General features: G+C 45.0%; 20 protein-coding genes. 6 read left to right on the top strand and 14 right to left on the bottom strand.

Annotated features, from left to right (window positions below; all coding sequences use genetic code 11):
* Positions 1-49: 49 nt before the first annotated feature.
* Positions 50-961, bottom strand: a complete 912-nt coding sequence (locus tag GJB61_RS15895) for a LysR family transcriptional regulator (protein WP_154119625.1) — start codon at positions 959-961, stop codon at positions 50-52.
* Between the two features lie 127 nt (positions 962-1088).
* Between GJB61_RS15895 and GJB61_RS15900 the strand changes: the two genes are divergently transcribed.
* The gene (locus tag GJB61_RS15900; RefSeq protein ID WP_154119627.1) at positions 1089-2402 is read left to right on the top strand and encodes an APC family permease; all 1314 of its coding nucleotides are present in this window, start codon (positions 1089-1091) and stop codon (positions 2400-2402) included.
* 67 nt (positions 2403-2469) lie between these two features.
* Here the strand turns inward: GJB61_RS15900 and thyX are convergent, their stop codons facing one another.
* Entirely contained in the window at positions 2470-3171 is a 702-nt protein-coding gene (gene thyX, locus GJB61_RS15905) for an FAD-dependent thymidylate synthase (protein WP_154119629.1), read from the bottom strand.
* 194 nt (positions 3172-3365) lie between these two features.
* On the opposite strand from thyX, the gene GJB61_RS15910 reads away from it, so the two are divergent.
* The gene (locus GJB61_RS15910) at positions 3366-4325 is read left to right on the top strand and encodes an alpha/beta hydrolase (RefSeq protein ID WP_154119631.1); all 960 of its coding nucleotides are present in this window, start codon (positions 3366-3368) and stop codon (positions 4323-4325) included.
* Between the two features lie 108 nt (positions 4326-4433).
* Here the strand turns inward: GJB61_RS15910 and GJB61_RS15915 are convergent, their stop codons facing one another.
* The 5 genes from GJB61_RS15915 to GJB61_RS15935 form a co-directional block, all read right to left on the bottom strand.
* Entirely contained in the window at positions 4434-4784 is a 351-nt protein-coding gene (locus GJB61_RS15915; protein WP_154119633.1) for a hypothetical protein, read from the bottom strand.
* Between the two features lie 560 nt (positions 4785-5344).
* Positions 5345-5551, bottom strand: a complete 207-nt coding sequence (locus GJB61_RS15920; protein ID WP_195724352.1) for a spore gernimation protein GerPD — start codon at positions 5549-5551, stop codon at positions 5345-5347.
* Entirely contained in the window at positions 5548-6150 is a 603-nt protein-coding gene (gerPC, locus tag GJB61_RS15925) for a spore germination protein GerPC (RefSeq protein ID WP_154119635.1), read from the bottom strand. Before gerPC ends, GJB61_RS15920 begins: the two co-directional genes overlap by 4 nt.
* 47 nt (positions 6151-6197) lie before the next feature.
* Positions 6198-6419: a spore germination protein GerPB gene (locus tag GJB61_RS15930; RefSeq protein ID WP_154119637.1), complete on the bottom strand. Its 222-nt coding sequence runs from the start codon at positions 6417-6419 to the stop codon at positions 6198-6200.
* 13 nt (positions 6420-6432) lie between these two features.
* Positions 6433-6657 carry a spore germination protein gene (locus GJB61_RS15935; RefSeq protein ID WP_036687577.1) on the bottom strand — a complete coding sequence of 75 codons (225 nt, stop codon included), beginning with the start codon at positions 6655-6657 and terminating at the stop codon, positions 6433-6435.
* A gap of 113 nt (positions 6658-6770) precedes the next feature.
* Between GJB61_RS15935 and GJB61_RS15940 the strand changes: the two genes are divergently transcribed.
* Positions 6771-7226: an Hsp20/alpha crystallin family protein gene (locus GJB61_RS15940; RefSeq protein ID WP_154119641.1), complete on the top strand. Its 456-nt coding sequence runs from the start codon at positions 6771-6773 to the stop codon at positions 7224-7226.
* 205 nt (positions 7227-7431) lie between these two features.
* Positions 7432-7746, top strand: coding sequence for an NIPSNAP family protein (locus tag GJB61_RS15945; protein WP_154119642.1), 315 nt, complete (start codon positions 7432-7434; stop codon positions 7744-7746).
* Between the two features lie 96 nt (positions 7747-7842).
* Here the strand turns inward: GJB61_RS15945 and GJB61_RS15950 are convergent, their stop codons facing one another.
* Entirely contained in the window at positions 7843-9636 is a 1794-nt protein-coding gene (locus tag GJB61_RS15950) for an ABC transporter substrate-binding protein (RefSeq protein WP_154119644.1), read from the bottom strand.
* A 143-nt stretch (positions 9637-9779) separates the two neighbouring features.
* Here GJB61_RS15950 and GJB61_RS15955 point away from each other — a divergent pair, with 143 nt between their 5' ends.
* Positions 9780-11021 (top strand): MDR family MFS transporter, encoded by a 1242-nt coding sequence (locus tag GJB61_RS15955; RefSeq protein WP_154119646.1) that lies wholly within the window; start codon positions 9780-9782, stop codon positions 11019-11021.
* A gap of 112 nt (positions 11022-11133) precedes the next feature.
* Here GJB61_RS15955 and GJB61_RS15960 read toward each other — a convergent pair whose 3' ends face one another.
* Together GJB61_RS15960 and GJB61_RS15965 are read right to left on the bottom strand one after the other, a co-directional pair.
* The gene (locus GJB61_RS15960; protein WP_154119649.1) at positions 11134-12138 is read right to left on the bottom strand and encodes an SDR family NAD(P)-dependent oxidoreductase; all 1005 of its coding nucleotides are present in this window, start codon (positions 12136-12138) and stop codon (positions 11134-11136) included.
* Between the two features lie 215 nt (positions 12139-12353).
* Positions 12354-13310 (bottom strand): helix-turn-helix transcriptional regulator, encoded by a 957-nt coding sequence (locus GJB61_RS15965; RefSeq protein ID WP_154119651.1) that lies wholly within the window; start codon positions 13308-13310, stop codon positions 12354-12356.
* A gap of 121 nt (positions 13311-13431) precedes the next feature.
* Between GJB61_RS15965 and GJB61_RS15970 the strand changes: the two genes are divergently transcribed.
* Entirely contained in the window at positions 13432-14367 is a 936-nt protein-coding gene (locus GJB61_RS15970; protein ID WP_154119653.1) for a Gfo/Idh/MocA family protein, read from the top strand.
* Between the two features lie 178 nt (positions 14368-14545).
* On the opposite strand, the gene GJB61_RS15975 is transcribed toward GJB61_RS15970, so the two are convergent.
* The 4 genes from GJB61_RS15975 to GJB61_RS15990 all read right to left on the bottom strand — a co-directional run bounded on the left by GJB61_RS15975 (position 14546) and on the right by GJB61_RS15990 (position 17848).
* Positions 14546-15031 carry a flavodoxin domain-containing protein gene (locus GJB61_RS15975; protein WP_154119655.1) on the bottom strand — a complete coding sequence of 162 codons (486 nt, stop codon included), beginning with the start codon at positions 15029-15031 and terminating at the stop codon, positions 14546-14548.
* A gap of 33 nt (positions 15032-15064) precedes the next feature.
* Positions 15065-15943 (bottom strand): hypothetical protein, encoded by an 879-nt coding sequence (locus GJB61_RS15980; RefSeq protein ID WP_154119657.1) that lies wholly within the window; start codon positions 15941-15943, stop codon positions 15065-15067.
* 37 nt (positions 15944-15980) lie between these two features.
* Positions 15981-16604 (bottom strand): TetR/AcrR family transcriptional regulator, encoded by a 624-nt coding sequence (locus tag GJB61_RS15985; RefSeq protein WP_154119659.1) that lies wholly within the window; start codon positions 16602-16604, stop codon positions 15981-15983.
* 137 nt (positions 16605-16741) lie between these two features.
* Positions 16742-17848 (bottom strand): AbrB family transcriptional regulator, encoded by a 1107-nt coding sequence (locus GJB61_RS15990; RefSeq protein WP_154119661.1) that lies wholly within the window; start codon positions 17846-17848, stop codon positions 16742-16744.
* Between the last annotated feature and the right edge of the window lie 21 nt (positions 17849-17869).

The raw sequence follows: 17869 nt of genomic DNA on the forward strand, positions 1-17869 counted from the left end.
ACCTATTGTATCATAGATTAGCTTTGAAAACTCAACCCAATCAGCTTGTTCAGCAGATCGTCGGTTCTTTCCTCCACTCTACTGCATGCTTTTGTACTGTAAGTAAAAATTCAGAAAGCGCTGGAGACATCCACTTCTTATGATGATAAGCTACTTGCGTGGCGACCCGCTGTGATTCATCATTCCAGTTCAATTTAACCAGCTTGCCTTCGGATAGTTCATTTCTAACGGTGACAAGTGGTAGGAATGAGATACCGAGCCCAGCCATCACACATTGCTTAATCGCCTCAATACTCCAGAATTCCAGCTTAGGGTCTGGAAACACACCATGATGATTTAGATGCCGTTCGAATAAGATGCGATAGGAACAACCAGTCTCCGTATGCAAGATGGTTTCACCTTTGAGATGATGCGGTTCGACCTGTATAAGGTTATGCAGTGGATGTAGGAGCGGTGCTACCAGGGCCATTTCCTCGTGAATGAGTGTTTCTATATGAATATCCTTGAATTCTGTCTCCGGCTGTAATAATAACACCAGATCCAGTTCACCAGAACGAATGAAATCGGTTAGTTCCCAGCAAGCGCCTGGCTTGAGGATGATCTGCACCTGCGGATAACGCCCGCGGAATTCTTTAATAATCCCCGGCAAGCGAAAAGCGGCTAGAGATTCAGGTGCTCCAATTCGCAGCGTTCCGGACAGCTCACTGTCAAAGCGTAGAGCATCCTGTGCCAAAGCATGCATCTTGGAAATTTCCTGGGCATAGGGCAGCAGTCGCCGCCCGGCATCGGTAAGTGTGATTTTTTTGCTGATCCGGTCAAATAAAGGCTGGCCCAACTCTGCCTCCAAAGCTTGAATCTGTGCGGTTATACTTGACTGGGCATAGTCTAACTTCTGCGCAGCACGCGTGAAGCTGCCTACTTCAACTACCACTAAAAAGGTGAATAAATGTCGTGATTCCATAAGATCCTCCTGACGATACGCTACCATCGGAAATTTGAATGGATGCGATTCGATAATTCCGTTTTTCCAATGGGTCTATTATCTGTTAATCTATAATAAAACACAAGGAAAGTTGGTTTACATATATATGAAGGAAACAAATGCGCTACAGAGAAATATTGGTCTGCCACAGGCCATTGCACTCTACATCGGGGCTGTGCTCGGATCGGGGGTGCTGATCGTGCCCGGTCTGGCTGCCGAAATGGCTGGCCCTGCTTCGCTGCTGGCTTGGGGCTTCATGACGCTGCTGATCCTGCCGATGGCCTTATCGATGGGGCTGCTATCCGCCAAGTTTCCGAATGCCGGAGGAGTTTCGCATTTCGTTACCCTCGCTTTTGGTCCAAGAGCTGGAGCTTTAGTAGGCTGGTTCTTTCTGATGTCCGTTCCTATTGGTGGCCCCGTGGCTGCACTGACCGGAGCAGGTTATATGACAGCCGCCATGGGCTGGGGCGATGGTGCAAGAATTGCCATAGCTGCTGCTATGCTGGCTATTGGACTCCTCACGAACTGGATCGGAATGCAGGTCGCTGGCAAAGTACAGATTGCCGTTGTTATCGCGATCGTTGCCGTGCTGGTCTTCTCGTTTGCCGCAGCCCTTCCTCGGATGGAGGTTCAACACTTCACCCCTTTCGCACCTCACGGCTGGATGAGTGTCGGTCGGGCAGCGGCGATTCTGTTCTGGTGTTTTATTGGCTGGGAAGCGGTCTCTCACCTCTCTGAAGAGTTCAAAGACCCGCAGCGCGCAGCGGTAACAGGCGTCACCGTTGCAGCCATCATTGTGGGCATACTGTATTTCTTATCTGCTCTGGCTACAGTAGGAACGCAAAGCTATCTGAAGGGCGGATCTAGCACTTCGCTCGTCTGGATTATCAGCCAACCACTCGGAGCCTGGGGCGGATTCATTGCCGGAGTTACTGGGCTCTTTATCTGTACAGCCACCATTATTGCCTATACGGGCGCTGCTTCACGTGTCGCTTTTGCCTTAGCCCGTCAAGAATATGCACCGAAATGGATGGGCAAACTGTCCAAGCGCTATCATACACCAACAGGTGCAATCGGATTTCTGCTAGTATGTTTTGTAAGTGTACTTTTCCTCTATGGAAGCGGCCTTCTCTCCATCACCACCTTGATCCAGTTCCCTAACGCTACATTCATTCTTACCTATATGGGCGGTTGTGCAGCTGGTATCCGATTATTAAAAGATAGTCGTTTAGGCGTAACGATCAGTTGGATTTCTTTTCTGGCGACAGCAGCCGTGTTTCCTTTTACTGGCTGGGCGATTGGTTATCCGCTGCTCATCACCATATTATTTATATTGATCGTCTACTTCAAAAACAAACAAAGGAGCTCCGGACAAGAGGTTCAGATAATTGGAATAAATGAGGTGAAACGAAAAGCATAATAAACCCAAATAACCGCAGTAGACTCTTTTTTAAAGAGCTACTGCGGTTTTTGCATAATGTTTGCAATTAATTTAACAATTCATCAATCCCGTAAGGAAACACAGGTTTAGTCAGCTCTAATATTGCTTTTGCATAATCTTGTATTTCTCGCTGGGCATCATGGGCTAAACGCTGATTGAGAAAATGACTTACCGACTGTAAGGAAGCTGTCCAGTACCATCTAACATATAAACCATACGAAGGTAAAAATAATCTCGCTTGCTCGGCACAAATTCCGTCCTCTAATGCTGCTTCGTATTTCTTTACACCAAGCTCTATGTAGTCCATTAATTCTTTTGTGTGCTTATGACCTATTTCCCATTCTACGATATCCCCACTGCCTTGCTTACTGTTAGCAGGTTTCCCCCTCCATTGTTCAGCCGCAGGAATATAAAAAGTAGGTTCCTCCGTTATATATCGTCTACTGGATTCATTCCATGCGTCTAGGCTATCTCCAGTCCCCTCAAAATGAGCAGAGCCAATGACATACTTCCACCACTGTCTGGCGACCATTAGAGGAGCATAGATTTCATATTGTACTAACACATGCCGAAACGGTGAAGTATGCCCTTCACGAGCAAGAAATTGGATTAACTTTATATCCCGATCCGTAAGTTCATTGGATTCCTTTGCATAGGATACTCTGGCTGCATTCGCTATGGTTAGATCAGATCCCATGTGATTTACAAGTCGGACATATCCTTTATCTAATACTTGAATAGAATTCAAATTAAACCCCTCCGCATTCTCAGTAGATATTGTTTGTTCACTTCCATTATTTTACTCATTCCCGCTTTCAATGTATATGGCTAAATAGGCTGATCTTCTTAACGATGTTGTATCATTCGTTTCAGGTTGCTCTCAGTTGGTTATGTTTTGAAGAGAGGGAACTTGACTATGATATTACAAAGGAGACGATAAATATGCCCCAAAATATTAAGATAGTGCTTGAAGACGCAGCACAGAAATTTGCCGACGATAATGCTAAACCCCCGTTTCTGTCTGACCTAGGTCCTGCTAAAGGTCGTGAAGTCGTTGATACCGTCCAGTCCGGTGAAATTAATAAACCAGAGGCTGAAATCGAAGATATGATGATCCCTGGTGGTCCAAACGGCGAGGTTTCCGTGCGGATTGTCCGCCCGCAGAATTCTATATCATCAGTTCTTCCAGTTATCATCTATATCCATGGTGCTGGCTGGGTGTTTGGTAATGCCCATACGCATGATCGCTTAATTCGTGAATTGGCTGTTGGTGCTGAAGCAGCAGTCGTGTTTCCCAACTATAGTCTATCGCCTGAAGCCAAATATCCGACTGCTATCGAAGAAGTCTATGCCGTGTTAGAGTGGGTTGCTGAAAAAGGACCGGAGAATCGTCTTGACCCTAATAAACTTACTGTTGGCGGAGACAGTGTCGGTGGGAATATGGCCGCAGCGATTACCCTAATGGCTAAAGAACGCAGCGGTCCCAAAATCTCCAAACAGCTGTTGTTCTATCCTGTGACCGATGCCTCTTTTGATACCGAATCCTATCATCAGTTCGCTGAAGGATACTTCCTACAGCGCGATGGGATGAAATGGTTCTGGGATCAATACACAACCGATCCACAACAACGCGCACAGATTACCGCTTCTCCGCTTCGTGCTACCCTTGACCAACTGCGGGATTTGCCTGAAGCTTTGGTCATTACTGCCGAAGCTGACGTATTGCGTGACGAAGGCGAAGCCTATGCTGCCAAATTGCTTGAAGCAGGAGTACCTGTAAAAGCTGTACGTTTCCAAGGGATCATTCATGATTTTGTGATGCTGAACGTGCTGGCTGAGACCAACGCCAAAAAAGGTGCCATCAAGCTGGCTACTGAGTGGTTACAGGATGTTCCTGAGTAACGAATCTCAAATGAATCTCAAATCGAACATGCAAAAAAAGGTAGCCAGATGGCTACCTTTTTTTAATGAATGTCATTTTTAAACTTAATAATCAATCCTATCACGGTTTTATTTACGCTGAGTATAGTATTCGGCGGCTTTTGACAGCATGTCTTTAAACGAACCAAATGATGTCGACTGGTTAACATGCTCATTTAACTGGTCCAGCGGCAGCGACTTTACATCCTCGACAGAGGCAGCAGAGAATCCGCCTTGTTGCAGCATATCCTGAAGTGATTCAAATGATGTGAATTCCTGCAAAAAAGAGCTGGACAGCAGCTGGTCAAGCGGCAGTTTCTCCAACAGTTGGTCCAGGGGAAGCTGATCTAGAGGAAGGTTTTGCAACAGCTCACCAATCCCGCCTTCTTTTACTGTATCTATTAAACCCTTTAAGTTAAATCCACCTAAGTTAAATCCCATGTAAGTAACCTCCAGTTGAAATGATTTATATTCTTGTATTACCCTGTTTCAGCTTAATTGAATTATTGGTTAACATAATTATAGTTATGTTAACTAATAATTCAATTGGAATAAAATGCAACTCCGCTATCATCAGATTTCAGGCCGAATAAGATAAATCATTATGCATTAGGAGAATTCGCCTGTTTTATCTCCCGAGTACGACTTTTCAGGTCGATAGAATCACAATCGCCGATCTGAAAGGTAGTCCCGCTGGAAATGGACAAGACTTTGATGCCCTCTATTCTCACAATCGATTCCGAGGGGGAATTCAGTATCTCACATTCAGCTTCCTCCCCCTGCTCGTACTCACCAACAAGCCCAATTAAGTAAGGCCTTGCACACAAAGTATCAAAAGCTTCATCCCTGGCATCGTTGTCAACTGAATGTTCGCTAAACTGGGCAGTTTCTTTTCTCCCGGCAAAACTCGATTTGATGTTCCCCGCAGACCCACAAATAAATAGGGAGCTGTTCGACAGGTCATTAATATAGATATTTTGAATACTGAAAGTGCGCATGGGTTAAAAGTCTTTATTGGGAACAGTGGAATCAGACGCAATCACACCATTTTGTGCTGGATCTTTTGTTCCTTGCTCCGTTATGCTGTCAACAATAGAAGAACAGTGAATATTCTGCGTATCTCCAACTAAAAATACCGATGAGCCTGAAATCGAAACCACCTTTACTGCCCCCACGTTTAGTTCCTTGTTCACAACAAGCATTTTCATACTAATCCCGCCTTCCGTTTATCTTCCAATTCCATATGCCGCTGCACGGCTGTGTCTATATCCCGTTTAATTTGGGCAACGATCGATGCACAGACCTCTTCAATGTTGTCACGGCCCTCCTGTGCAACAGGAAGCTGACTCAGATACTCCTCGATCCGCCCGTCCATTTGCTGCTCAAGGTCCTGAGTAACCATTTGGAGATACTGCGGGTTTATGTTTGCATTCCGCTCTCTTGCCCGGCGAACGAACTGTTCAGGAACCTCATTCTGCAGATAAGCTGCAAGCGGCGGACTGATTTTTTCAGATAAGGCCTGTTTCTCCGCATCCTGTGACTGTGATCCAATCGTTTGACCGTTCACTACGGCCTCGTCCAGATTATTCCCCTCATTCGGTGTTATTCCTATGTTTAGGGTACCTTCCAATTTTTCAATCTTCAGCTGCTCAAAATGATAATTAATAGGTCCGATAGCAGCAGATTTATTATTTTTTAGAATTTCCACATCTTTTTGCAGCTCTTCAAGCTGTTTCTCAAGCTGCTGCAGCTTCAGAGCTTGCGTTCTTAACTCATTAAAGACCTGTTGAACGTAATACGGGTGCATACAACCCCCTCCTATGGTTTATTGTATGCGAAGCCAGAGAGCCTAATTCAACGGGGATATAGTTCAGCCGGCGCCGGCAAAGGAACAAGAGGTGGTGAGTCGTCTTTAGCTACCGGAGAAAAAGCTGGCATTGCTGCCCCCGAGTTCTGATAGCTATGTGACAAGGCGTTGATTTTCCCGGAAGTGCCAATCTGCAGAATGGAGGAGGCCGAGAGGGTTCCGATGCTAAGACTATGGACCGATATACACTGATATACCGAAAGATTCATTACACCACACCCCTTAAGGCGGCGATACCTGATCCACCACATCTGAATCCATCGTATTGGTACTGCTGGCCGCGTTATTCGTAATATTCGTACCGATGGAATCTCCAATAGAGAAAGAGTTGGCACCGGCATAGATTTTCGAGTTGCTGCTTAAGATAACGGATGCCGTATTTCCTACTAAGACTGTGGAACTGGGGCCCACGCTGTTGATTTTAATGTTGCCAATGATGGAAACCACGATTCCACCTCCTTTCAGAAGGATACGCCATTCTATGTAGATATTAGCCCAAGTGTCACTAAAAAAGTCGCTCGCCCATACAATGGATAAAAATGAAGGAGGCTATAGACTCTATGAGTTCAAAAAAGTCGAACCCTTTGGATTGGCTGAGTGAGGATCCCTTTTTCAAAAAACAATTATCTCTCAAAGCTCTAGAGGAACAGTGGAAGCTTGACCCGAACCAAATCGACAGCTATGTGGAAAAAATAATCAAAGAGGCTACCTCCTCTTCCTTGAACAATGAGGGTGAATCGGGCGGCCTGCACTATGAACATGTCGATACCCACAACTTCCTGATTTCCAAAATCACCATTCCCAGCCGAGTCCATCCTGAGAATATTTGGGTACAGCTGAACCGGACGCAGATAAAGATCAACGGTCTGGGCAAAGAGCAGAGTGAAATTATCCAGCTTCCATTTCCTGTTAATCCGGAACAGAGCAAAGCGACTTTTAAGCAAGGTTCATTACAACTCCGCATGCCCAAAATGTTGTCTGGTCGGTTTAGAGATATTGATGTCCGTTATTTGTAAATTTTCGCAAAAAAAGAGACGAATTATCATGTCCAGTTGCCCTACTAGACCTATAAAAATGTCTTAGACACGAAACAGCGTATAATTTAAGTTATACGCTGTTTTTTTGTGCCTGATTTACGGCTTTTCCACTTACAATTTCATAGTTTATTATGTATGATAAGCATAGCTATTCATTTGAGACAAGAAGGAAGGTAAACCCCCTATGATTTACGAGCTGCGGACCTATCACGTCCATCCCGGCAAGATGCAGGACATCCTGACAAGGTTCAAGGATCATACGGTTCAACTGTTTGCGAACCACGGGATGAACATAACAGAATTTTGGGAAGACGTAGATGCTAGTAATAACCGTCTTTATTATGTCGTCGAGCATCCGGACCTGGAGACGAGAAATCGCAACTTTGAAAACTTCCAGAATGACCCTGAATGGATTGAAGTTAAACGCTTGTCAGAATTAAACGGGCCTTTAGTAGATAGACTCGATAGTTCGTTTATGAAAAAAGCGCCTGTCTTATAATGCCCCTCTCTCGATGCAAAAGAACCCTTAAGCCTGCTTCCAAGTGGCTTAAGGGTTCTTTTATGGTATATATCCATTTAAGTAGCTCCACAAGACTCAATTTGTTGTGTTATCTTTTTGCAGCCCTGTTTTTATCCATAGCTTAGAAATATCTAGGAAACCAAATGATCCGGCATGCAGGCCAAACAGGCTTTGATTGAGCTGCGCTCTTTTGTTAATATGACAGCCATGCAGCACCCAATAATTATCTCGCAGTACCCCTTCTGCTGTATTGAGTAGTTCTCCCCTCTCCTCTCTAGGTAATTGTGAGAAATGTTCCAGCTCGCGATAAAGAACTGCCCGTTGAGTGTCCCGCAGCAAAAAACATAAGGAATTGGATTCATTCCTAAAGTAATTGATCATTCCCCACTGCCAATCATCCTCCAGCACCTCTTCAGCAATTAACAAATCAGCGTTGTTCTGTATAGTCTCCTGATTATATTCATTCAGTGGGTGTAATTCTATTCGCAGTCCAACTAATGCTCCGCGTGCTTGCAGCCATCCTGCTTCCTCTTGTTCTTCCTTTTTGGCCATAAAAGCAATGGTTATGCTCTCTCCTTCGTACCCGCTAACCCGCAACAGTTCCTTTACCTGCTCAAAAGAAGACTCCGTCCACTGTCGTTGACTACTATTCCATGGCAATAGGCTGTCAGCTGGCGTGATCCGATTACCACCCAATTCCCTAACCAGAGCCACTTGATTGTATAGGATACGCATGACTTGCCTAAAGGCAATATGGTGATGAACCCCTTTGTTGTGGAAATTGAACAACAAATATCGGCAACCCAAGGCCGGATAGTCAATACTATTGTTATCACACACATTAGACGGGAGATTCTGCTGGTCGACATCGGGCAGCTGATATTGGCGTTCGTTGGTGCCGAGCTCTGGTAAATACCAAATCTCAACCCGGTCCAGAAGCGGACGGATTCCATAGTAATAATCAAATGCAGTCAGAACCAAGACATCTTCATTAAGATCAGTTAGCTGGTATGGCCCTGTCCCCACCGCTCCTTGAGCGAAGTCTACATCAAAAGGAACAATCGACATATGAATACAGCTGAACAAATGCAGAAAAAAAAGATTTGGACGGTGCAGCTCGAAGCGGATACGGTGATCACCCTCAAGCTCAACCGCTGCAATATCCCGATAGTGGCATAAGGCTGGACTGTTTAGGTCGGTCAACCGCTGCAGTGTTTCTTTCACATCCCGGGAGGTCATGCTCCTGCCATGATGAAAGCGCACACCCTTGCGCAAATAAAAAGTATAGCGAGTATGCTCTTCATTCGATTCCCACATATGAGCCAGACCCGGAAGAAACGTACGGCTGGCTGCATCATAGGACACTAAGGTACTACAAATGTGTCCCAGTAAATACGATTCAAAAGCAGTGTATACCAAAGCCGGGTCCAGCTTCTCCATATGGCGATTGCGGGTAATGCGCAACACATCCAATCCTGAGGTGGACTCGGCTTCCCCACGAAACCCCATCTGCTTGTTTAATGCCGTTAATAATCGCTCCTTCAAAGCTCCATTCACGTCAATGTTTCCGATGAATTCGATCGCATCCTTAATTCTCCCTTTGTTGATTAATTCCTGAAAGCTGTCCTCAAGGACTTCTTCAACACTCCGTAAAAAAGTTAGCTGAGAGGTATGACCCCTCCCACGTCCGGGCAGCCACGCAATAAATGCTTGTTCCTCCAGCTTTCGCAGAATAAACTTCACATTCCGCGGAGTACAGCAAAGAATGGCGGCTAGTCCTTCAATGGTTGTTGAAATAGGCTCATGTATTCTGGAAGGGATATTAATGGCAGCTGCCAATCGCACAAAATGAGCGGTAATATTGTCCATTCGTATTAGCTCCTTTAAAGGTGAAAGACAAGATGTAAACCTTACACTTTTACTTCCCCCTTTTACCTTTACAATTATACCTAAAGCAGCGCAACATTTGCAGTCCCCATATTATAGTCTTAGAGTAGGAGATCCCCTTTATTATGAATCAACACTTGCGCCATATTCACCCTTTAGCCTGGACCATCATTCTAGGTACGATGTTCGGACGGCTTGTAACTTCCATGAGCATACCCTTCTTATCTATCTATTTGACCCAAGTGCTTGGCGCTACGCCTACACAAACCGGTTTTACAGTCGCTGTGAGTTCACTGGCTGGGGTCATGATCAGCTTCTACGGAGGTTATATCTCCGATATTATTGGTCGTAAAACCGTTATGCTAATTTCTGTATTCTGCTGGGCTGGTGTATTTTTCGGTTTCTCTGCGGCTCAGCATTTGTGGGTGTTCTTTCTGGTAAATACGCTGAACGGGCTATGCCGGGCTGTCTTCGAACCTACTTCACGCGCACTTCTGTCTGATATTACTCCACCTGATCATAAGCTACTGGTCTTTAATCTGAGATATGCAGCCGTTAATTTAGGTGTTGTCTTTGGTCCAATCATCGGCCTGCAGCTTGGTTCTGCCAAGTCTACCTTCCCCTTTATGATTGCCGGAATCGTCTATATCGCCTATGGGCTGGTGCTGTTCCTACAGTTCTCGGTTCACCACTCGAGCCTGCCCGCCCGTTCCGTGGTCCAAGCTCCACGCTTACGCGAAGCACTGGCGACGACCGGACGTGACCGTGTGTTCTTGCCTGTACTGCTGGGCACTACCTTTTGTGTGCTGGGTTACGGCCATTTCAGTTCAACATTGGCGCAATATTTAGCAATGAACACTCACTTTTCCGATGGCAGACAGTTATTCTCTTATATGCTGTCGTTAAATGCAGTGACCGTGCTGGTGGTCCAGTATCCCATTGTCCGTACTGCCAGTAAATTCCCACCGCTAATTCCCTTAATTCTAGGGAATGCCTGTGTTGCTCTGAGTCTATTGCTATTTGGAGTGGCTGGAGGGGTCGCTCTGCTGATGTTTAGCGTTGTATTGTTCACCATTGGAGAGGTATTGCTCTTTACCATGATGGATATGCTGATCGATCGGATTGCCCAGCCGGAATGGAAAGGCACGTACTTTGGTACGATTGGATTTAATAATTTTGGCAACGTGATGGCTCCTATATTCGGGGGGCTGCTGCTGGATCAATTCGGGGCTAGCAATGGCCCTGCTGTCTTTATTCCGTTGGCTTTAACTACGGCGTTAGGCCTGCCTTTTCTCATTACTGCTCATAGGAGGCTTACTGCCAGAGAAAAAAGCTCATCTATAGGCGAGTCGGCAATAAAGCTGTAGTGCTAAATGAATTCACCTTATAGTACAGAGAAATGGCGACCCATTGGGCCGCCATTTTTATTTAAAAAGATAAGAATTTTCACACGATAACTTATTCCTATTGTTGCTATGCTTACAAATCGAACTTCACACCTGTAAGTTTCTCGCTCAGCTGCCAGAGCTGCTCTGCATATTCGGAGTTTATCGCCCACGGACGTACCCCAGTACCCTGCAGGCTGTCAGCAGGAACAGCTTCAGCAATATCAGCATCCTCGCAGTAGACACCACCTAGACCTTCAAGCTGTGGGCTTACTGCACACCAGACATTGGTGGATGCTCCTTGCGAAGTTGACTTCAAATACTCGCCCTTTCCCTCTACAGCAGGCTTAACCTGTTCATTCTGTAAGACAGGTTTAGGAGCTACGTCTTCTTCTGTTAAGAAACGGCCGACATCTGATGAAGGGATCAGTCCGGGGTGCACAGAGAAAGCACGAACGCCATGTGCTCTACCTTTTGTATCCAGGGCAACGGCGAACAATACATTTGCCGATTTAGACTGGGCATAAGCCTGCCATTTATCGTATTCTCTATGCTCAAAGTTTGGGTCACTAAAGTCTACGCCACCCATGCGATGTGCACGCGAGGAAACGGAGACGACTCTTGCATTTCCAGCTTGTCTTAAAGCGGGCCAGAGGCGGGCTGTTAATTGGAAATGGCCCAGATGATTCGTAGCAAACTGAGATTCGTAGCCTCGTGCATCTCGTGAGAGTGGAGCAGCCATAATACCGGCACTATTAATTAGCATGTGTAGCGGTCGCCCTGACTCGAGGAAGCGCTGGGCAAAGCCATCAATCGAAGCCGGGTCCATAAGATCCAATGCCTCCAGTTCCAGCCGTGGAATATTTGCCACTGCCGCCCGAGCCTTCTCCGGCGTTCTCGCCGGCACAATAACTGTAGCGCCAGCCTCCGCCAGTACACGCGATGTCTCCAGTCCAATGCCGGAATAACCGCCTGTAACAATCACTATCTTTCCTGTCAGATCAAGATCACCCACTACTTCCTGCGCCGTTGTCTGGGGACCAAAGCCCGAGGAGATTGGGGCTTGAAGGGTCTCTTCATTACTTAAAGAAGTTTTCATTTTGAAATTCCTCATTTCTGCATTTTAGAAGCTCTAAAAAGAGCATACGCCTTAAAGTTAACTTTAAGGCAAGCACTATTTATTAGCACTGAGAATACCAGGGAATTATTGTATATGTACATTTCTTAGAATATATCATACGGCATGCTTAATTAGTTAACATAATATATAATATGTTAACTAATTAAAAAACTATTTTTTTGAAGTAAATATAGCTAACGATACACTTTTTGCAGCACCCTTAGTTTCCCCACAATATACTGCCTTAATTCCAGTGGTTCCACAATTTCGGCTTGGCTTATGATATGCATAATATCGGAGCAGGCCCTTTCGTAACTATACATATTCACAGTCAAAATGAGCTGCGCTCCATCAGTTACAGTCTCTGTAACCTCCAATCTATTCAACAAATCCTTATTCATTCTATCTGTTCTCAGGACTACTGGGTACACTTCTTCCTCACTGCGCGTCTGCTTAAAAGACCTTTCCCGGTCCTTCCAATGTTCCTCTAAGGTGAACTCCGCAGGGATCAAATAGTGTTCATCCGTGAGCTTTACTGAAGTGATTCGCTCGCATTTGAAGGTCCGAAGTTGTCCTGCTCCCTCGCAAAAGGCCACAAGATACCAATCCATCTTCTTCACCACTAGACCATACGGATGTAATGTACGAGAAGATGAGTCTCCATTAACCTTACTGTACTGAATGATGATCTTTCGGGAGTTCCAAACTGCTGTCCGCACTGCTTCAAGACACGGTATAGCAATACGTTCTGTCCACCAAGGCGTATCATCATAATAAAAGCGGTGTTTGGCTTTCTCAACATCTATTTGATAGTTCGCAGGCAACGTCTTTTCCAGCTTTAGGAGAGTATTATTGAGCTTCACAGCTGACTCATGCCCCCCTCCTGCATACATCCCCATACCTGTTAAATACAGATTGATGACCTCTTCTCCGTGCAACTGTTTGAGATTGACCGTATAACCCTCCATTAATGAAATTCCACCCTGAGGACCTGGTGTTGTGACCATTGGAATCCCTGCTTCCGCCAGCACATCAATATCCCTATAGATAGAACGGACAGAAGTCTCCAGCGCAAGGGCCAGCTCGTGTGCCTTCATCCTCCCTCTGGATTCTATTAATAACAAAATAGCAATTAAGCGATGTAATCTCATTATGGAACCCTCCAATGTAGTCCAGCGATATATCTTTCTAATCCTCAAATAATTGTTGCCAATCTGTTGTCAACATTAGAAGTATATCATTATATACATAAGATGGAAGGAGCGAATAGATATGAACATTGGTGTATTGGGAACCGGCTTTGGAGCCTATCATGTCGAGTTACTAAGTAAAATGGAGCACATCGGCAGAGTTGTCGTCTTCGGAAGGAACGAAGTTAAGTTGCAGAAGCTGCAGGAAGAGTTGAAAGTTGAGGTTACTACAGATATCGATGATATTTTGTTTGATGCCGACATTGATGTTATTGATATTTGCTTGCCCACTCCCCTACATAAACACTACGCCATTGAAGCACTAAAGAACGGGAAGCATGTATTCTGTGAGACACCGGTTTGCTATGAATTAGCAGATGCCTTGGACATGAAGCAAGCAGAAGTACAATACGGTAAAAAAATATTGGTCAACCAGTTTATCAAATTCGATCCTGCCTATAAATACCTTTACGAGGCTGTTCAGCAGCAGAAATACGGAAAGCTCTTATCCTTCACCTTAAAAAGAGAGACCTCCCCGATGTGGGGAGACCTGGGACTTGACTCCATCACTACAAATCTGATGATCCATGAGTTGGATTTTCTAACCTGGCTGCTGGGAGCAGCAGACAAATTTACAGTTTGGGGCAATAATGCGGGTACAGATGGTGAAGCGCTGGTGCGGGTATTTTTTGAACAATCGGATGTGTCCGCAGAGATCCTTGTTTCTTCCCAAATGCCAGAGACTTATCCCTTTACGGTTGGGTATGAGGCGTTCTTCGAGCATGCCAAGCTTATATTTCATGAAAGTGACGATATGAATGGCGTTATTGAATCAACATTATACGAATATACCTCATCCGGAAGAGAATCAATCATCTTAGAAAAGGCAAATCCGTACGAACAGAGTATCAAATATGCCCTTCAGTGCTTGCGCGAGGGTAGCGAATCCACTTTATCTCTCCATAACGCGATGTTGGCTTTGGAAATAGCCATTGCAATAAAGCATAGACTAGTCTGATGGAATGTGTTATTTCATCTTTTAAACTGGGTTTAGGATATGGATAGCTGTGTAGTTGATATTTGAATTAAAGTGGATAAGGAGGTGATTTTTATTTGAGTTTTCTATTGTGAATTTTTCATATAATGAATTTTTATAAAATTAAGTTCGTTGGCACTACTTTGCTTGGTCAAGTACGTTATCCTACTTTATCGGACATAACCTTAGCAAAGGTCTCTATGGTTGTCGTCGACAATCCCGCAGCTTCATGCTTCTTCCCTTTCACCATTCGCAGGATGAATTTGTCCAGTAAGGTTAGCTTCTCTGCATAAACCTCATCCCCAAATGTTTCCTTGGCAAGTGCCCTATTGTACACCTCTACAGGATAAGCTGCAGTTAATTCTTGTGCCACTTGTTCCCCTTTCATTCCAGCACAGATAAATAATCCTACTCTTTTAGTCAAAAGCTCCTGCTGATACTTATTCGCAAAGGCAGACATTTCCTTCTGAATTTTCCCGAAATAGATAGACCCGCCCAAGACAACTGTGTCATATGGAGCAAGCGATGGCTCTTTGGCATGCATAAGATTGACTACCTCGGTCTCTCCGGACAGCCGGGTCTTCAATTCGTAAGCCGCCTTCTCAGTACATCCATATTTCGAGGTATATACGATAATTGTCTTCATCACACAATCTCCTTTTCAGCCTGTTGGCCTTGTTTATTGTCTTGCAGGTTCAATCACATTTCGCAATAAAATAATCATACAGACGATGACGCCAACATTAAAAACCGGAAATATAACCAGCTCTGCCGATGAAACCTCCTCACCTGCAACAACCATTGCCACAAGCATAGCTGAAATTGCAGTTAGCAATGTTACGGCTTTGAAGATGACAACAGCTGCCATCAGATAGCCAATCGGTTGTCTACGGATAAGCAGAATTCCGGTAACAGTGGCGACTGGAACTACGATCGCTAGATCCAACGCCTGAATAACCAGCGTGCTGTAGTGCTCCAATCCTTCCGGTACAGTGCCGCTTAACAGCGGATTTATTATTTTACCTAGCCACAGCATCAGAATCATAAAGGCTATAAATAGCAGAAAGGAGCCTAAAGCCTTGGCAGGAAAAGATTTCTTGAAATAGGTATGCAGCCGATCTTTATCAAAGGACAACAGTGTTAAGATAAAGGCGAAGAAGCTAGCCGAAAGCAGCATTACGTAAACCAAAAACAAGGGGTTGAACATCGCCAGAAAGCTGTAAGAAGCATAGGTATATAAAAAATAACCGAGTGTTCCAGCTAACAGCAGCCTTCCCTTCACCAATCCTTTAGCTGTCATTAGGAGTGAGATAAGTAGTAAAGGAATGGCCATTAATAGGGTGACAGCATCCTGACCCTTGGCCTGGGCAGCCATAGATACAGATTCGTGACTATATACACCCGTTCCATAGATCTGCACCGCTTCGCCCCATAGGGTTGTAAAGGTATATTCATCCCCGCTGCCACTGCTGCCTGAAAAGAGACCATAACCTGCAGCAACCGCTGCAAGGACACTAATTAGTACAGATAGAATAGTAACTGTTCTCATATGTTTCATTACTAGCCTCCTCCGTCCTTAGTCGAAATGCTATGCCTTACTTCGTAACAATAGCCAGCATCGCCTCCAGGTAGTGAGCGATCAGCGCCTCCCTCTGCTCCTCCGGCAAACCCTTCTCTATTGTTATCCGCAAAATCAATCCAAACGCTGCACTCCAGATCACCTGTGCCGTCCGTTCCACATAAATGTCTTCGCGGGTGGACATCTGCTCAAATTGTCGAAGACACTGGCAGAGCATCCCTAACGCTTGTCGTTCCTGCGCAGCGCCCTTGAAGAGCACCGCTGTATGACTCAAGATAGAAGGAGAGTCATTAAGCATCACATTCCTGTATTGTGATCCTTCAGCTAATGACATCTTAATGAATTGCCGTAAAGATTGTTTCAATAGCTCTTCTGGCGATTGTTCTATTTGCTCACGGGCTGGCCCTGAATTCAATCCGGTTAACATATCACGGTAGCCTTTTTGCAGCACCTGCTCGATAATATCCTCTTTGCCCTGGAAATAATGATAGATAATCCCTGGGGAGTACTCTATTTTGTCAGCAATTTTGCGAATGGACAGTTTTTCTATCCCTCCCTCAGCAATCAGCTGGCTGGCAGTATCGAGAATCAATACCCGCATTTCCTCTCGTTCCCGCTCTTGCCTTTCCTCCTTGGTCATGGATAAACCTCCCCTTAACGTAATTTAACACTGTTCAACTATTGAACAGTGTTAAATATACATTTTATGGTGTTGAAAGTCAATCCATTTAAGGGGGTTTTCATTTATCACATTCAGTTAACATAATATTAGTTATGTTAACTAATCGTAGAGGTCTGTTTTTTTTTGATGCCGAAGATCAATTTAAACAACGGTGGGACCGCAAAGAAAATGAAAAACGTACGAAATAACTGATACCCAGCCACTGTAGACAAATCTGCATTCACTTCATGGGCGATCAGGCTCATTTGGTCCATTCCGCCAGGTGCTAAACTAAGTAGAGCCGTTGAACCTGAAACAGCTACAACATAAGAGAAAAGTAAGCTAAGTCCATATGAGCCCGCAATGAGCAGGATACCACTGCCTATGGCCAGGGATATAGTCTGTAGCTTATTGGGCAGCTTGCGAGGGTCAAGGAGCAGCCCAACGAATACACCGATCATCAGCTGAGCGGCATTAATCATAGAGAACGGAAGTGCAGGGCCATGTACACCGCTTATTTGGATAACGGCCGTAATAATTGCCGGACCCAGTAAATAGGCCGTGGGAAACTTAATTTTTTGGCCTAGTATCCCACAAAGAGTACAAGCAATCGCAAATAGAATCATATTCGGAAACAAGTCACTCCAAATGGCCGATGTAGCCGACAATAACGGTGTGACATCTGTGGCTCCGCTACTGTTGCCAAATAGCGGACTGAATATTAACAAGGGTACACACACAATGATCATCATCAGCCGAACAACCTGGATGACGGTCACAACTGTAAGATTGATATCCTCTGTTTCTTCCGCTAAGACGAGCATCTGCGTCAATCCACCGGGAATACTCCCTAGCAGAATTGTTTTATAATTAATTCCGGATATTTTGGATACTACGAGCGCTATACCTGCACAGAACAACAGCAGTAGAACTGTCATGAGAAGCATGGAGGGTAGCTGCCTGGCCATCTCCCTTAGCGCTGAGGCTGTAAGTGACAAGCCGATGGTATAACCTACAATAATCATTCCTGTATTTCTGATCGGGCCTGGCCACACATAATACTTTTTGGCAATATTGGAGCCTATCAGTGTGGCAATCATCGGTCCGAGCAACCAAGGAATAGGCAGATGCAGGAGCATGAACAAGGCACCTCCAGTCAGTGCGCTGAGCAAAGTGAAGGCGATTTTAACAGAATTTCGGGATGAAGTGAATTTAGAAGCCATTGCCGTTCCTCTTCTCTTGCC

This window comes from Paenibacillus monticola (genome assembly GCF_009664975.1).
GTDB classification, from domain to species: Bacteria; Bacillota; Bacilli; order Paenibacillales; family Paenibacillaceae; genus Paenibacillus_AQ; species Paenibacillus_AQ monticola.

Excerpts from the sequence above, each read along its gene's own strand:
- GJB61_RS15895 (WP_154119625.1), bottom strand. The coding sequence starts at position 961 with ATGGAATCACGACATTTATTCACCTTTTTAGTGGTAGTTGAAGTAGGC.
- GJB61_RS15900 (WP_154119627.1), top strand. The coding sequence starts at position 1,089 with ATGAAGGAAACAAATGCGCTACAGAGAAATATTGGTCTGCCACAGGCC.
- GJB61_RS15910 (WP_154119631.1), top strand. The coding sequence starts at position 3,366 with ATGCCCCAAAATATTAAGATAGTGCTTGAAGACGCAGCACAGAAATTT.
- GJB61_RS15915 (WP_154119633.1), bottom strand. The coding sequence starts at position 4,784 with ATGGGATTTAACTTAGGTGGATTTAACTTAAAGGGTTTAATAGATACA.
- GJB61_RS15920 (WP_195724352.1), bottom strand. The coding sequence starts at position 5,551 with ATGAAAATGCTTGTTGTGAACAAGGAACTAAACGTGGGGGCAGTAAAG.
- gerPC (WP_154119635.1), bottom strand. The coding sequence starts at position 6,150 with ATGCACCCGTATTACGTTCAACAGGTCTTTAATGAGTTAAGAACGCAA.
- GJB61_RS15930 (WP_154119637.1), bottom strand. The coding sequence starts at position 6,419 with ATGAATCTTTCGGTATATCAGTGTATATCGGTCCATAGTCTTAGCATC.
- GJB61_RS15940 (WP_154119641.1), top strand. The coding sequence starts at position 6,771 with ATGAGTTCAAAAAAGTCGAACCCTTTGGATTGGCTGAGTGAGGATCCC.
- GJB61_RS15945 (WP_154119642.1), top strand. The coding sequence starts at position 7,432 with ATGATTTACGAGCTGCGGACCTATCACGTCCATCCCGGCAAGATGCAG.
- GJB61_RS15950 (WP_154119644.1), bottom strand. The coding sequence starts at position 9,636 with ATGGACAATATTACCGCTCATTTTGTGCGATTGGCAGCTGCCATTAAT.
- GJB61_RS15955 (WP_154119646.1), top strand. The coding sequence starts at position 9,780 with ATGAATCAACACTTGCGCCATATTCACCCTTTAGCCTGGACCATCATT.
- GJB61_RS15960 (WP_154119649.1), bottom strand. The coding sequence starts at position 12,138 with ATGAAAACTTCTTTAAGTAATGAAGAGACCCTTCAAGCCCCAATCTCC.
- GJB61_RS15965 (WP_154119651.1), bottom strand. The coding sequence starts at position 13,310 with ATGAGATTACATCGCTTAATTGCTATTTTGTTATTAATAGAATCCAGA.
- GJB61_RS15970 (WP_154119653.1), top strand. The coding sequence starts at position 13,432 with ATGAACATTGGTGTATTGGGAACCGGCTTTGGAGCCTATCATGTCGAG.
- GJB61_RS15975 (WP_154119655.1), bottom strand. The coding sequence starts at position 15,031 with ATGAAGACAATTATCGTATATACCTCGAAATATGGATGTACTGAGAAG.
- GJB61_RS15980 (WP_154119657.1), bottom strand. The coding sequence starts at position 15,943 with ATGAAACATATGAGAACAGTTACTATTCTATCTGTACTAATTAGTGTC.
- GJB61_RS15985 (WP_154119659.1), bottom strand. The coding sequence starts at position 16,604 with ATGACCAAGGAGGAAAGGCAAGAGCGGGAACGAGAGGAAATGCGGGTA.
- GJB61_RS15990 (WP_154119661.1), bottom strand. The coding sequence starts at position 17,848 with ATGGCTTCTAAATTCACTTCATCCCGAAATTCTGTTAAAATCGCCTTC.